At 75.3% G+C, this 14,461-nt stretch carries 13 protein-coding genes; 5 read left to right on the top strand and 8 right to left on the bottom strand.

Features of this window, described 5'->3' with window-relative positions:
• The first annotated feature begins 10 nt into the window (after positions 1-10).
• Positions 11-916, top strand: a complete 906-nt coding sequence (locus IH54_RS0135920) for a MauE/DoxX family redox-associated membrane protein (protein WP_031525241.1) — start codon at positions 11-13, stop codon at positions 914-916.
• A 67-nt stretch (positions 917-983) separates the two neighbouring features.
• Here the strand turns inward: IH54_RS0135920 and IH54_RS0135915 are convergent, their stop codons facing one another.
• Entirely contained in the window at positions 984-1,769 is a 786-nt protein-coding gene (locus IH54_RS0135915) for a helix-turn-helix domain-containing protein (RefSeq protein ID WP_031525240.1), read from the bottom strand.
• A 795-nt stretch (positions 1,770-2,564) separates the two neighbouring features.
• Here IH54_RS0135915 and IH54_RS0135910 point away from each other — a divergent pair.
• Together IH54_RS0135910 and IH54_RS0135905 are read left to right on the top strand one after the other, a co-directional pair.
• Positions 2,565-3,800: a hypothetical protein gene (locus IH54_RS0135910; RefSeq protein WP_052398239.1), complete on the top strand. Its 1,236-nt coding sequence runs from the start codon at positions 2,565-2,567 to the stop codon at positions 3,798-3,800.
• A gap of 298 nt (positions 3,801-4,098) precedes the next feature.
• Entirely contained in the window at positions 4,099-4,992 is an 894-nt protein-coding gene (locus IH54_RS0135905; RefSeq protein WP_031525236.1) for a hypothetical protein, read from the top strand.
• 40 nt (positions 4,993-5,032) lie between these two features.
• On the opposite strand, the gene IH54_RS0135900 is transcribed toward IH54_RS0135905, so the two are convergent.
• The 6 genes from IH54_RS0135900 to IH54_RS0135875 form a co-directional block, all read right to left on the bottom strand.
• On the bottom strand, positions 5,033-6,112 hold the full coding sequence (locus IH54_RS0135900; RefSeq protein WP_159012281.1) for a helix-turn-helix transcriptional regulator: 1,080 nt from the start codon (positions 6,110-6,112) through the stop codon (positions 5,033-5,035).
• Positions 6,113-6,338: 226 nt separating this feature from the next.
• Entirely contained in the window at positions 6,339-6,794 is a 456-nt protein-coding gene (locus IH54_RS0135895; RefSeq protein WP_031525232.1) for a tellurite resistance TerB family protein, read from the bottom strand.
• 361 nt (positions 6,795-7,155) lie between these two features.
• On the bottom strand, positions 7,156-8,127 hold the full coding sequence (locus IH54_RS0135890; RefSeq protein ID WP_031525230.1) for a zinc-binding dehydrogenase: 972 nt from the start codon (positions 8,125-8,127) through the stop codon (positions 7,156-7,158).
• A gap of 110 nt (positions 8,128-8,237) precedes the next feature.
• Positions 8,238-9,365: a hypothetical protein gene (locus IH54_RS0135885; RefSeq protein ID WP_159012279.1), complete on the bottom strand. Its 1,128-nt coding sequence runs from the start codon at positions 9,363-9,365 to the stop codon at positions 8,238-8,240.
• 479 nt (positions 9,366-9,844) lie between these two features.
• Positions 9,845-10,333, bottom strand: a complete 489-nt coding sequence (locus IH54_RS0135880) for a hypothetical protein (protein WP_031525227.1) — start codon at positions 10,331-10,333, stop codon at positions 9,845-9,847.
• 208 nt (positions 10,334-10,541) lie between these two features.
• On the bottom strand, positions 10,542-11,117 hold the full coding sequence (locus tag IH54_RS0135875; protein WP_031525226.1) for a TerD family protein: 576 nt from the start codon (positions 11,115-11,117) through the stop codon (positions 10,542-10,544).
• Between the two features lie 133 nt (positions 11,118-11,250).
• Here IH54_RS0135875 and arfB point away from each other — a divergent pair, with 133 nt between their 5' ends.
• Positions 11,251-11,688, top strand: a complete 438-nt coding sequence (gene arfB, locus IH54_RS0135870) for an alternative ribosome rescue aminoacyl-tRNA hydrolase ArfB (protein ID WP_043183228.1) — start codon at positions 11,251-11,253, stop codon at positions 11,686-11,688.
• A gap of 60 nt (positions 11,689-11,748) precedes the next feature.
• Here the strand turns inward: arfB and IH54_RS0135865 are convergent, their stop codons facing one another.
• The gene (locus tag IH54_RS0135865; RefSeq protein WP_031525224.1) at positions 11,749-12,261 is read right to left on the bottom strand and encodes a flavin reductase family protein; all 513 of its coding nucleotides are present in this window, start codon (positions 12,259-12,261) and stop codon (positions 11,749-11,751) included.
• 322 nt (positions 12,262-12,583) lie between these two features.
• Between IH54_RS0135865 and cdgB the strand changes: the two genes are divergently transcribed.
• Positions 12,584-14,245: a diguanylate cyclase CdgB gene (gene cdgB, locus IH54_RS0135860; RefSeq protein WP_031525218.1), complete on the top strand. Its 1,662-nt coding sequence runs from the start codon at positions 12,584-12,586 to the stop codon at positions 14,243-14,245.
• Positions 14,246-14,461: the final 216 nt, after the last annotated feature.

Below are 14,461 nucleotides of genomic sequence, written 5' to 3'. Positions count from 1 at the left end.
GAGGCGCGCCATGATTCCGCTGGTCTCCAACCTCGCGCCGCTGGTGTGCGCGGTGCTGCTGGTCATGACGGGCGCCGGCAAGGCGTTCGGCCGGCAGACCGCCCAACTGGCCGCGAACACCGTTCTGGTGCGGGTGCTGAACGACGGGCGCCGTGCCACGCTCGCGCTGCGGGCCGTCGGTGCGGTCGAACTCGCGCTGGCCGCCGCGCTGTTCGCGGCGCCCGACGCGGTGGCGCCGGGTGCCGCGACCGCCGCGCTCGGGGCCGGCTTCACCGGCTACCTGGCCTACGCCCGCGCCACCGCGCCGGAGTCGTCGTGCGGGTGCAGCGCCCGCGCGGAGGGCCCGATCGGGGTGCGCGCCTTCACCCGGGCCGGGCTGGTGGTGGCCGGCGGGGTCGTGGCCGCGACCGCCGACGCCCCGTGGTGGTCGCAAGCTGCCGACCGCCCGGCCGGCTCCGCGGGCGTCCTCGTGCTCGCCGCCGCGGTCCTCGCGGTGCTCGTCGCCGACCTCGACCGGACGCTGCGGGTGCCGCTGCGGCGGGCCGGGCTGCGGCTGTTCGGCCACCCGCTGCCGCCGGGCGGCGGCGCGGGCGACCGGGTGCCGGTCGCCGCGAGCGTCGAGCTGCTGGAGAACTCGCTGGCCTGGCAGTCGGCCATGCCGATCGTCCGCTCCGGCCTGCTCGACCACTGGGACGACGAGGGCTGGCGGGTGCTGCACTACACCGGCGCGTACCGGGACGCCCGCGGTTCGCACCCGGCGAGCGTGCTGTTCGCGCTGGACCTCACGCTCACCGTGGACTCCGCGCCGCACCCGGCGGTGCGCGTCTCGGTGATCGACGACGTGACCGGCGAGGTGGTCCCGTCCGCCGTGCCCACCCCTGTCCCAGGGCGGGCACCGCTCCCCATGGCCACCTGACCGGCCCGGCCCGCGCCCCCGCCCGGCAGCTGCCCGGCGGGGGCGCGGCGCGTCAGGTCCCGCCGTCTCAAGCCGCGTCGGCGGCCCGCGTGGTCGGCAGGAAGGTCACGATGCGGCGGCGCGGATCGTGCGCGGGGGAGGAGACGAGCGTGCGGACGTAACTCGGCGGGCCGCCCGCGGGCGGGACCAGCAGCCGCACCTGGCCGTCGTCGTGCAGCGCGACCCGGCTCGACGTGTGCACCCCCCGCCACAGCGCGGCGAGTTCGGGATCGGCGTCGTCGCGCCCGGCGATCTCCGCGACCACGGCCCGTAGTTCGGGGCTCCGCCGGGTCTCCGCCTCCAGCCGCAACTGCCGCAGGAACGGTGTGGCCCAGCCTGCCGCCCAGTCCCCGCACAACCGCCGCGCGTACGGGCTGAACAGCACGAAGCGCAGCAGGTTGGCGGGCGCCGGCTGCCCCGCTGCCAGGAACAGCCCCTGCCAGGCCGTGTTGCTCTCCTCGATGCGCCATCCCGCGTCCACCGCGAGCGCCGGCACCGGCAGCAGCCGCAGGTACGACGTCCAGCCGCTCACCGCCCCGGGGTCCGGGCGGCCGGGGCCGCGCGGCGGGAAGTCCCCGCTGGCGATGACCCACAGCTCGTCGCGCCGCTCCGCGTCCAGGCCCAGCGCCGTGGCGAGCGCGTCCAGCCGGTGCACCGGGATGCTCCGGACGCCGCTCTCCCAGCCCTGGTACAGCCGCGTCGACACACCCACGCAGCCGGCCACGTCGTGCTGGCTCAACGCGCCGTGCGCGCGGCGCGCCTGGCGGAGGAAGCCGTGGATGAGCGGCGGAGGACCCTCGCGGTGAGCCACCATGCGCATCTCCTCCGATCCCCGACTTCCGGCCACGGTGGGTGGCGGCACGTGCGCGGCACCGTGCGGCGACCGGCGCTCCGATGCTCCGCGCCGGCCGCGAGGGGTGTCAACCGGGGCCCTTCGCGGGGCAGATGACCAGCGGATCTGAGCATGGTTCGAGAAATGGCGGGAAGTGACACTCCGTCGGACCGGGCCGGTCCGGCCCGCCGAGCTGGGATTTTGTGCCGCGGGGCCGAATCCGCACACTTGCGCGGCCGTGTACGGCGGGTCTGTCCACATTGGTACGTGTCCCATTTTGGACAATGGATCGACGGGAAGGGTCAATTACCAGCTCACAGGCTTGCCGAGAGCTGACAGGGGAACAAAATGCCTGATCGGGAGGTGTGGATGCGTACGCCAGCGTTCGTGGCGGAAGGGGCGGCGCGTCGGGTACCAATTCTCCCGTTGGTACACACCACGGCCCGGCGACGGGGCGCGGGTGGTACCGGCGGAACCGCTTGCCGTGCCGCAGCACCCGCAAGGCCCGCTGGACCCGTCGCGCCCGTTGCACCCGCTGGACCGGCAACACCCGCAGTGCTCGCTGGACCGGCAACACCCGTAGTGCCCGCACCACTTGCAGGATCCCGCACCACCTCGCTCCCGGCTCCGGCCCCCGTGGCCGCGGCAGGGGTGCGCCGAAGGCCACCGGTCCGCGCTGTCCGGTTCGGGGGGGAGTCTTCGGCGAGTCGCGTGGGGGGCCGGCGTCTCCCGCCGGCCCCCCACCACGTCACGCGCTGCCGTCTCCTGGAGGTCGTCATGGCGTACGAGCCGCCCGCCGATGCGTCCGCGTCCGCGCCGCCCCCGCCGCGGGACCGGGTCGGCGTGACCGGCGCGGACCCCGCGGGCACACGCGGCCGCCTCACCGCCCTCGTCGCCGCCCTGCGCGCCACCGCCGAACGCGCCGCCGCCGCGGGCCCGGAGAACACGGCGATGGACTTCCCCGCGTCCGCCGAAGGCGGCGACTACGCGGCGCTGCTGGCCGCCTTCGCCGACCTCGACGAGCCGCGCGGCCCCCGCCCCGGCGCGGACGAGGCCGTCGCGACCGTGCTGGGCCTGGAGCGGGCCGTCGTCGACTTCTGCACCGACCTCGCGCTCGGCGACCGCCGCCGCGTCCACGGCCACGTGACCGGCGGGGCCGCCGAGGGCGTCCTCGGCGGGCTGCGGGCGGCGCGCCGCGCGCTGCCCGGCGCGCCGCTGTACGTCACCGCAGCCGCGCACCACGCCGCCCCCCGGCACGCCCACCGCCTCGGGCTGGACGTCGTCGAGGTCCGGCAGGGCGAGGACGGCGTGATGGACACCGCGGCGCTCGCCCAGCTCACGGCGGCCCGCCCCGGCGGCGCGATCGTGCTGGCCACCACCCACACCGCGGGCGGCACCGGCGGCGACGACCTGGCCGCGATACGGGCCGCCGCCACGCCCGCGGGGCCCGTCCACGTCCACGTCGAGGCCGGGCCCGCCGGCCTGACCGCGCCCTTCGGCGGCCGCGGCCCCGCCTGGGACCTGCGGGACGGCGCCGACAGCCTCTCCTTCACCGCGCACGGGCTGCTGGGCCTGCCCGTCCCCAGCGGGGTGCTGCTCACCGCGGGCGCCGTCCCGCCCGCCCGCGGCAACGGCGGCCGCACCCCCAACCCGCTGGCCACCGCGCTGCTGTGGGCCGCCCTGCGCGACCGCGGGTACGACGGGGTGCGCGCGCTCTCCCGCACCTGCTACGCGACCGCCGACTACGCCGCCGGGCACATCACCGCCGCCGGCTACCCCGCGGTGCCCACCGGGCACGGACTCACCGTCCGCTTCCCCCGCCCCGCCGCCGACGTGTGCGCCCGCTGGCGGCTCACCACCGCGGGCCCGTACGCCTGCCTGACCGCCCTCCCGCCCGTCACCCCCGCCCGCGTCGACGCCCTGTGCCGCGACCTCTTCGCCGGCGGCCCCCTCCCGACCGTCCCCTTCCCCCGCCCGGCCTCCGAACCCTGTACCGCCTGGGTGACCCGATGACCGCGCCGGCCGGCCACGCCGCACACACCCTCAGACCGGCGCCCGGCCCGGGCAGAGCCGGGCGCCGCCGCACCCGCACGCTTGGCGACGTGCGGGTGCGGGCCCACCCTTCACCGGCCCGGCAGACCCCGCGGCACCGCCGTCCCGCCCGCGCCGCCCGCCCAGGTCTCGGCGCCTGTCCCGGCCTTGTCGCCCGTCCCGCCTGCGCCGCCCGTCCCGCCTGTCCCGCCTGCGCCGCCCGTCCCGGCCTCGTCGGCCTCGCGACCGGCGCGGCTCCTTCCCCACGGGACGGCTGAACATGCCCACCCCTTACCCGTACGAGCCCCCGACGCCGGACGCGCACGCCTCCGGCGCCTCGCCATGGCTGCACGGGACCTGGTCCGGCGCCGGGTACGGCGACCAGGAGCCGGAGCCCGGCCCGTACGGCGGGCGGGAACCCGGGAGCGGGGGCGGGACGGGGGCGGAGTGGCTGGTGCCCGTCAGGGTGCCGGTCATCCCCGTCGCCACCACGCCGTGGACCGGGGACTGGTTCGGCGCCGGGCCCGCGGACGCCGCGCCCGTCACGCCGGTGAGCGTGGCCGTCCTGCCGGGCGGCACCGTCCACACCTGGGGAACCGTCATGTCGCAGGCGCGCGGCCTCACCGACGACACCCACCCGGCGTGGTCCGCGGCGGCCTGGCAGGCGCGCGAGACCGGCCGGGCCACGCACGTCGCCGTGGGCCACCCCGACGGCAGGGTCGAGCGGCTGCTCGTCGAGGCAGACGGCACCGCCCACCCGGCGCCGCAGCCCGCCCCGCCGGTGCCCGCGCGCCGCCCGCCCGACCCCTGCTGGGGCGACCCGGTGAACATGCCGCACGACCTGTGCGCCCTCGCACCCGGCGCGGACACCGACCCCGCCGCGGCCCTCGGCCGGGCCGCCGGGGACGCCGCCCGCGACGGCGACTGGCCCGCGGCCACCCACTACGCCACCGTCGCCGCCGCCCGGCTGCACGGCCAGGGCGCCGCGCTCGGCGCCGACAAGGCCGCCCGCCTCGCCGTCACCGCATGGCTGCGCACTGCCGACACCGCCGACACCGCGGCGCTCGGCTTCTCCCTCGTCCATCTGCTCATCTCGACGATGCCCGGCCTCCAGGGCCCGATCGCCGCCCTGCTGCGCCGCCTCGCCGACCACCTCCCGGCGGCGCCGCGCTGAGCCGCCGTGGCCCGGACGGCACCGCACCGCCCGGGGGCCGTCACACCCCGGTGAAGAGCCCCGCGAACTCCTCGTCGCGCGCGAGCTTCAGGCCCGCCTCGAAGCGGCTCGCGGCGTTCAGCCGCTCCATGAGCTTGGCGATAGCGCGCTGCACCGTACGGCGGTGGACGCCCAGCTTGCGGGCGATCTGGTCGTCGCTGAGCCCCGACGCCATGAGGCGGATGATGACCCGCTCCTGCGTGGTGACGGCGTCCGCGTCCTCCGTGCCGCCGCCCGCCGAGTGCGCCAGCGGCCGGCCGCGCAGCCAGAAGTCCTCGTACACGGCGCGGAAGGCCCGCATCAGGGCCGCGCCGCGGACCACGATCAGCGTGTCCGAGGGGTGTTCGGGGTCCGCGGCCATCAGAGCCGCGTTCGAGTCGAAGGTCAGCAGGTCGAAGGGCGCGTGGTCGATGAGCCGCAACTCCACGCCCGCGTCGGCCAGATCGTGCAGCCAGCGGGCGTACTTCGGCGACGCCAGGCACGACATCGGGTAGATCGCACGGCTCTTGATACCGCGCTCCATGAGCGAGCGGTCGTGCGCGAGCGAGGCCTCCAGGACCTCGATCCTCGGCATCGGCCCCGGGTGCATCGAGTCGATGCGTTCGCGCGCCGCGTCCGACAGGTCCAACCGGATGCGCTGCTTGCGCCGCGGCTCGGACACGAACTCCACCGCCACCTCGCGCGTTTCGCGCGTCTCGCGCTGAACCGCGGGGCGGTAGACGGCGATCAGCGCCTCCGTGACGCGCTGCAGACGCACCCCGTTGCGCAACTGCTCGGTGGCGTTGGCCTGGTAGCGGTCCATGGCCCGGGCGAGTGCGGCGTCCGGGTCGACGGCCTCCGCGACCCCGTCGCGTATCTGCACCAGTCCCAGATCCGCCAACCGCCGCCAGCCGCGGCCGCCTTGGGCCTCGTCCAGCTCCGCGGCCGCGTACAGCTCGTCGGGGGACGGCGGGCTGCCGCCCGGCAACCTGCTCCGCGCCCGCAGCGCCTCGTACAGCGCCAGCGCCGCTTCCTCGTCGCGCTGCGTGCCGACCACACCACCTGCCGCGCTCCCCGGCGGGCAGCCTTCCCCGCTCGGCACCGGATGCATCCGTCCACCCCCACCTTCCCGGGCGACCCGGCGCCCACCCGGATACGGGGGCACCGCGCCCCCGGGCTTCCCCGTACTCCCCGCGTGTTCCGCGCCGGCCGCTTCCGCCGCGGGGCGGCATCCGACGGTTCCGGCTCCACTTTCGGATCATAGTGTGCCGGATCCCGGCCGAGGACGGCTCGGGCACCACCCCTTCGGCGGTGCCCGCCGCCCGGCGTCAGAGGTCGAACTCCTGCGGGTTGAGCCCCACGGCGAAGCACGCCTCGCGCACCACGGCCTTCTCCGTCGCGTCGAAATCGCCGTCGGCGCCGCCGATGACGATGCCGATCTGGATCACCGCGCGGGCCTCCGTCGGCTTCTTCTGCACCTTCGCGATCTCCTGGAGGATCCCCACCTTGCCGAAGGCGAAGTCGGCAGTCAGCTTGCCCAGGTAGTCGTCGAAACGCCGCTGAAGGTCCGGCGCCGGGAAGTTCTGCAGCACCTCGTTGGTGCCGATGAGCGCGGCGACGCGCTGCCGCTCGGACGGGTCGACGGACCCGTCCGCGGCCGCCACGAGTGCGCACATCGCCATGCTGGCGTCGCGGAAGGCACCGCTCTTGAGGTCGTTCTTCTTGGCGTTGAGCTGCGCCTGCATGTTCGTCGCGGACTCTTTGAAACGGTCCCACAGGGCCATCGGGGGGTCTCTCCTCGTACGGGCGGTTCCTTACCCCCGGAGAACTCCGCGAGCCCGCGACCTAGTTCCCGGCCCCTGCCGGGGAGGCTGCGGATGCCCCGCCGGGCGAGCGTTTCGCGCTGCGGCGCCGGGCGAGCGTCCAGGCTGCGGATGCGCCGCGGGGCACTCGTTTTCAGGGGCGCGGGGATCTGCGCGACCAGCCACGCTGGTGGCGCGGGTAGTCACCGGCCCGAAGGGGCAGTTGCTGTCTCCCCCGGTGCTCCGCCTGGGAGGTACCCCCACGCGCCCCTGAAAACGCTCGCCCGGCGCGGCAGCGCGAAGCCCGCCCGCGGCGCAGCCGCACCCCCCCCCGGGACGGGGGTCAGGGGGTCAGGACCACCTTGCCCGTCGTCGCCCGAGCGGCGAGAGCCGCGTGCGCGGCGCCCGCGTCCTGGAGGGCGAAGGGCTGGACGCCCGGGACGAGTGTGCCCTCCGCGGCGGCGGAGAGCGCCGCGGACTCCAGGGCGCGCAGGCCCTCCGGTGTGCCGGTGAGCTTCGCGAGGGCGGGCCCGGCGAGGGTGCGGGAGTCGATGCCCGGCACGGGCTCCGCGGGGCCGCCGGAGGCCCAGCCGTAGACGAGGTGGCGCCCGCCGGGGACGAGCAGGGTCAGCGCGGCGGCAGCCGCGTCGCCGCCGACGCCGTCGAAGACGACCGTGGCCGCGCGCTCGCCGCCCAGCGCGGCCCGCACCTCGTCCGTCCAGCCGGGCTGCCGGTAGTCGACCGCGGCGGCGCCCAGCGCGCGGACCTGCGCGACCTTGTCGGGCCCGCCGGCGGCGCCCACGACCGCCGCACCGAGCGACAGCGCGTGCTGCACGAGCAGCGTGCCGATCCCGCCCGCCGCGGCGAGTACGACCACGGTGTCGCCGGGCTCGATCTCCGCGAGCCGCAGGATGGCCAGCGCGGTGCGGCCGGTGCCGATCATCGCGACGGCCGCTCGCAGGTCCAGCGTGTCCGGCACCGCGTGCAGCCGCGCCTCGGGGACGACGGCCAACTCCGCGTAGCCGCCGGGCGCGGTGCCGAGGTGGGCGACGACGCGCCGCCCGAGCCACGCCGGGTCGGCGCCCGGGCCGATCCGGTCGACCGTCCCGGCGACCTCCCGGCCCGGCACGGTCGGCAGCTCCGGCAGCGGGATCGGGCCCGGCGTGCGGCCCGCCCGCAGCCACGTGTCGACCAGGTGCACGCCCGCCGCCGCCACCGCCACCCGCACCTCGCCCGCCCCTGGCTCGGGGTCCGGCACCTCCTCGTACCGCAGTTCCTCGGGCCCCCCGAATGCGTGCAGTCGTACGGCAAACACGTTCTCGCCCTCCGCTCCCGGCGCCCGCGGCGGCGCCTGCCCCCAGCCAACCCCGCGCGCCGGGCGCGGCCAATCGGCCATTCGCCCTAGGGCGGGAGGCCTGGTGCCGGTCAGGTGTCGGGGTTCACGGAGTGGCCGTCGCGGGCGGAGAGGTCCAGGCGGATCCGGCCGTCGGTGTCGGCGGCGACCGCGTCGGCGAGTGCGCGCCAGTCGGCGGTGGAAAGGTGGGAGGAATCCAGGGCGTGGCGGCGGCCGCCCTGCGCGGGCAGCACGTACAGGGACACCACCGGGTCCCGGTGGTCGTGGTCGAAGACCAGGTCCGCGATGTCCCGCCAGGGCAGTTCGAGGTGGCCGCGCCAGCGGCCGCCGACCGACTGCTCGACGGTGAAGCCGTCCGCGTCCGCGGTCACCCGCACCTGCGGCGAGGACACGGTCAGCCGGAAGGGCCGGTGCCTCTCCTTGTGCTTGCGGGTCGCGGCCTCGTAGATCCGGTCCGCGGGCGTCGTCCCCCGGGCAGTGGGCCCGTCGCCGCTCGGGCGGGTGGGCGGTACGCGGGAGGGCGGCACGCGGTACGGCGGCTGCTCGCCGGGAGACCGGCGGCGTACCCGCACCGGCACGCTCACCAGCAGCGCGAGCGGCAGCAGGATGCCGGGCAGCAGGCCCCACAGCAGGAGCGGCAGCGGGTCGCGGCCCAGCGGGGCGAAGCGCTGCGCGTCCGTATGCCAGCTCTCCACGTCGTAGGCGGCACCGTCGACGATCAGGACGTCCACCCGCACCCCCCTGGGGTCCGGGCCCGACGCGAACTCCTCCAGGCCCTCCAGCGTGTAGTAGCTGTGGTACCGCTGCCACGCGGCGTCCCCGAAGTGCAGCTGCATCGTCTTCCACCACTCGCCGCGCGGCTGCACGGTGGTGATGCCGCCCCAATGCTCGGGCAGGTCCGCGAGGCCCGGCGTCCCGTAGCGCGAGACGTACCCGCGCGACCCGTGCTCGTGCGCGGCGACCGCGCCGACGATGCCCGCGGGCAGCGCGAGCGCGGCGACCGCCGCGAGGACCCAGCCGTACCAGCGGACGCGGGTCCGCAACCCGAGGCCCAGCATCAGCCGGCACGCGATCAACGTCACCGGCGCGACCGCCCCGATCACGAGCAGCACCCCTGCGGGGCCCCAGGCGTCAGGGCCCAGCAGGGCCCCGCCTCCGAGCAGCAGCAACCCGCCTGCGGCGTAAGCCGAAGTCTTCATGTCGGTGACCTCCCCCGTGCGTACCCCGCGACGTTACCGCTGCCCCTCCGGGCTGGGCTGCGCTTTCCGCGCCGGGCACACCCAGGGGCTGCGTGGGGGTACCCCCCGCGCGAAGCCATGGGGGAGAACTGCGCGCTCAGCCCCCACCGGGGAGCGGGTCGACAACCGACCCAAAGGGTCTCTTCGGTCCGATCCGGACCACCGGCCGGTGGCGGGTTGCTCGCGCAACGCCCCTAAAAACGTTCGCCCGGCGCGGCAGCGCAAAACGCTCGCCCGGCAGCCCAGCCGCAGGCTGAAAAACGGGTGCCCCTCGGGCTGGTGCTGTGACCGGGAGGGTTCACCGGCTTGCGACGCCCGGCACGGCACCTCGCTGCGTTGCCGCATCGACCGAGTAGGGCCCACTACGAGGCCGACCCGGCGCCTTGCGACGCACCGCACCGGACGCCGCAAGCTACCGGCAAACCCTCCCGGTCACAGCACTAGACGCGCGGATAGCGGGAGAGGAGGGTCCAGATCGCGGGGTTGGCCGCCAGGCCGTCATGCATGTCGGTGAGGTCCGCCACGACATCCTGCAGGAAGTCGCGGGCCTCGCGGCGCAGGTCCGCGTGGCGGACGGAGAGGGGCGGCTCGTCGGGGAGCCAGTCCGCGGTGACGTCGACGAAGCCGAAGCGGCGCACGAAGCGGAGCCGCTCCGTGGATTCGGTGAAGTCGAACTCCGCGTGCTGGGGGCGGGCGGCGCGGCTGCCCGCGGGGTCGCGGTCGAGCTGCTCGGCGATGTCGCACAGCGCCCACGCGAAGTCGAGGACGGGCACCCAGCCCCACGCGGTGGCGAGTTCGCGCTCGCCCTCGGCGATGTACACGTCCCCGCAGAAGAGGTCGTGCCGCAGGGCGCGGACGTCCGCCGTGCGGTAGTCCGTCTGCGGCGGGTCGGGAAAGCGGCGCGAGAGCGCGTAGCCGAGGTCGATCACGGGTCGATCGTCCCAGACCGCCAGGCCACCGCCCCCGGCGGACGGCCCCGCCACCGGCCCCAACCACCGGCCCCAACCACCGGCCCCGGCGGACGGCCCCCGCCACCGCCCCCCCCGGCGGACGGCCCCCGCCGAGCCCCGGCAAGGGGACGGCGCCCCTCCCCGCTGCGGGGACAGGCGCCGTCGGGTCCTTGTGCGGACGGGGACGTCAGAGGCTGACGCCGAAGTCCGTGGCGATGCCCGCGAGGCCCGAGGCGTAGCCCTGGCCGACCGCGCGGAACTTCCACTCCGCGCCGTTGCGGTACAGCTCGCCGAAGACCATCGCGGTCTCGGTCGCCGCGTCCTCGCTCAGGTCGTAGCGGGCGATCTCCGCGCCGCCGGCCTGGTTGAGGATGCGGATGTAGGCGTTGCGCACCTGGCCGAAGTTCTGGCTGCGGGACTCGGCGTCGTAGATGGACACCGGGAAGACGATCTTCTCGACGTCGGCGGGCAGGCCGGCCAGGTTGACGTTGATCGCCTCGTCGTCGCCCTCGCCCTCGCCCGTGCGGTTGTCGCCCGTGTGGACGATGGTCTGGTCCGGCGTCTGCTTGTTGTTGAAGAAGACGAAGTGCGCGTCGGAGTAGACCTTGCCCGCCGCGTTGACCGCGATGGCGCTCGCGTCGAGGTCGAAGTCCGTGCCGGTGGTGGTACGGACGTCCCAGCCCAGGCCGACCGTCACAGCCGTCAGGCCGGGCGCCTCCTTGGTGAGAGAGACGTTTCCGCCCTTGGTCAGGCTTACCGCCATGGGAAGTCCCCTTTGTGTCTGGTCGTAGGTGTTGCCGTCGAAACTACCGTCATCGGACTGAACGCGGATCGGGGATCGGCTGGTTCCGCACCTCGCGCTAAATCCGGTGCGCAGGGGCGGCGCACGCGCGACCATGGAAGGCATGTACGGGCCACTGACCATCCGCGGCTCCGTCTCCGTGCCGGAGGCGGAGTTGCTGTGGCGTTTCTCCAGGTCGTCGGGGCCGGGCGGGCAGCATGTGAACACCTCGGACAGCCAGGTGGAGCTGCGGTTCGACCTCGCGGCGACCGAGGCGCTGCCGCCGGTGTGGAAGCAGCGCGCGCTGGAGCGGCTGGCCGGCCGGCTGGTGAACGGCGTGGTCACGGTCCGTGCCTCCGAGCACCGCTCGCAGTGGCGCAACCGGGAGACGGCCGCGACCCGGCTCGCGGCGCTGCTGGCCGAGGCGACGGCGCCGCCGCCCAAGGCCCGGCGCCCGACGAAGATCCCGCGCGGCATCAACGAGCGGCGGCTGCGGGTGAAGAAGCAGCGCAGCGAGACCAAGCGGGGCCGCTCCGGCGGCGCCTGGGAGTGACCCCGGGCCCGTTCCGGCGGCGCCCCGTTCCAGGACCCCCGTTCCGGAGCCCCGCGGGGCTCAGCGAAGGAAGCGGTAGCGCCCGCGGAAGTACGCCAGCGGGCCGCCCTCCGCGCTGGGGGTGCGCGCGTCCAGGACGTGGGCGACCACCAGCGTGTGGTCCCCGGCGGGCACGCGCTGCGCGGTCTCGCACTCCAGTATCGACAGCGCCCCGCCCAGCACGGGCGCGCCCGAGTGCTCGCCGCGGTAGTAGGAGATGTCCTCGAAGAGCAGCCGGTCGCTGACCCGCCCGCGCAGCGCGAAGCGTCCGGCGATGTGCCGCTGGCTCTCGCTGAGTACGGACGCGGCCCAGCGCGGCTGCCGTTCGAGCAGCTCGTCCATCCGGGACCCTGTGCGTACGCTCACCAGCACCATCGGCGGTTCGAGGGAGACGGACATGAAGGCGGTCGCGGTCATGCCGACGTCCTCGCCGCGCGGCCCGTCGTCCGGGTCGTGCGCGGTGATGAGGACGACGCCCGCGGTGAGGCGGGTCATCGCGGCGCGGAAGGCATCGGGGTCGACAGTGTGGGCCATGGTGGTCCCAGCATGCCGGTCGCTCGGTGAGTGCAGCACGTTCCTCACGTTACGGCTCGGTAGACGGATGCGGATCGGGCTGTGGTCGCAGTCATGACCCGCCCCGGTCCTAGGCCCACGGGCCGGGAACCGGGCGCACCCTCTGTATTGACCTGCTTACGCGATGATGTGACTTGAGTCACAAGCGGCAGATATTGTTGACCCTGTGTACCGACCGCACAGCTCGCTGTGATTCAGTGGCCGGAGTAACCCGGTGCCAGCGGCGTCATCGGATGTATCGCGGAGAATACGGGAGTTGGCCGTCCAGGGCGCGGAGAGGGGCATGGATACCGAATCGGAGCCGTATGTCCGCCTCGCGACCCTGCGTCAGCTGCACCAGGTCGTGGCGGACCTCAACACCGCTCGCAGCCTCGCCGACACCATCCAGGCCGTCGCCGACGGTGTGGTCGCCGGTCTCGGCTACGACCTCGCCGCCGTCAACCTGGTGAGGCCCGACGGCGACCTCGTCGTCGCCGCCTTCGCCGGCAGCGAGGCGGGGGAAGCGCTGCTCACCGGCAAGGTCGGCTCCCGCGCCGCCTGGGACCGGCGGCTCGCCATGGGTCAGCGCTGGGGCTCGCTGCGCTTCATCCCGCACACCGAGGGCTGGGTCCTCAACGACGACGACGTGCCGCAGTGGCACACCGACGGCCCGCTGCCCCGCTTCGCCGACGAGTGGCACCCCGGCGACCGCCTCTACGCCCCCATGTACGCCTCCCTCGGCGGCGGCGGCGACATGCTCGGCGTCATATCCGTCGACAGCCCCTCCAGCGGCCGCCACCCCGGACCCTGGGGCCAGGAAGCGCTGCAGATGTACGCCTTCCAGGCCGGCACCGCCATCAGCAACGCCCGGCTGCGCGCCAACATGCAGCGCGCGCTCGTCCGGCTGGAACGCGACCAGCAGGCGCTGCGGGCCAGCGAGGAGAGCTTCCGGCAGGCTTTCGAGTACGCGCCCAGCGGCATGGCCATCGCCGAGATGGGCGGCGACCAGCACGGCAGGCTGCTGCGGGCCAACGACGCGCTGTGCCGGCTGCTGGGGCGCAGCGCCTCGGTCATGCGCCGCTACTCCTTCTCCGACCTCGTCCACCCCGAGGACGTCGGCCTGCTGCTGCGCACCTCCGCGGAGGGCGGCCGCGCGGAGCTGCGGCTCGCGCGGCGCGACGGCACGTACGTGTGGGTGTCGCTGCGCAACTCCGTCGTCGCCGACACCACGGACGGGCCGCGTTTCCTGCTCACGCACGTCGAGGACATCGAGGACCGCAAGAGCCGCGAGCTGCAGCTCGCCCATCGCGCGAGCCACGACTCCCTGACCGGGCTGCCCAACAGCGCGGAGCTGCGCTCGCGGCTCACCGCCCGGATCTGCAACCGCCCCGGCGACAAGGACGCGGCCGCGCTCGCCGCGGAGGTCCAGGGACCCGACGAATTCGCCTTCAGCTACGGCTACGGGCCCGACGAGCTGGCCTCGCCGCTCGGGGCGATCGGCTACGACTCGCACACCCATGTCGCCGTGCCCGACGAGCGCGATCCCGCGCCCGGGAAGGGGCTCGCCGTCCTCTTCTGCGACCTCGACGGCTTCAAGTCCATCAACGACCGCTTCGGCCACCACACGGGTGACGCCGTGCTCATCGAGGTCGCGCGCCGCCTCACCGGCGCGGTGCGCGACGGCGACACGGTCGCCCGCCTCGGCGGTGACGAGTTCGTCGTCCTCGCGGACGGGCTCGCGCCCCCGGACGCGGCGGACCTCGCGGTGCGGCTGCGCAACGCGATCACCCCGCCGATCCGCGTCGACGGCCGCGCGGTCCGCGTCGGCGCGAGCTTCGGCATCGGCTGGGCCGGATGCGGCATGACGGTGGAGGAGATCCTCCACTCCGCGGACCAGCGCATGTACGTGGAGAAGCGGAGCCGCTCCTCTTCCTCCCCGCGGCCGAGTCACCGCCGAGCGGGCTGACCCCTGCGGGGGCGGGCGTTTCGCGCTCCGGGGGTGCGTGTTGCGGTGTCCCGCGCGACCTTGCCGCCGGTGGGGGCTTGTCGCGCCGTTCTCCCCCAGAGCTGCGCCTGGGAGGTGCCCCCACGCGCCCCTGGTGTTGCCCGGCGGGGCATCGCGCTTCTGCTTCGGTGGGTGGGGTCGGGGGCCACTCCGGGGGTACCTCCTCGGAATGCGCGT

The sequence above is a fragment of the Streptomyces sp. NRRL F-5123 genome (assembly GCF_000721495.1).
GTDB lineage: Bacteria > Actinomycetota > Actinomycetes > Streptomycetales > Streptomycetaceae > Actinacidiphila.
Note: the sequence above shows the minus strand (reverse complement) of the source record. Positions and strands in the feature narration are given on the sequence as shown.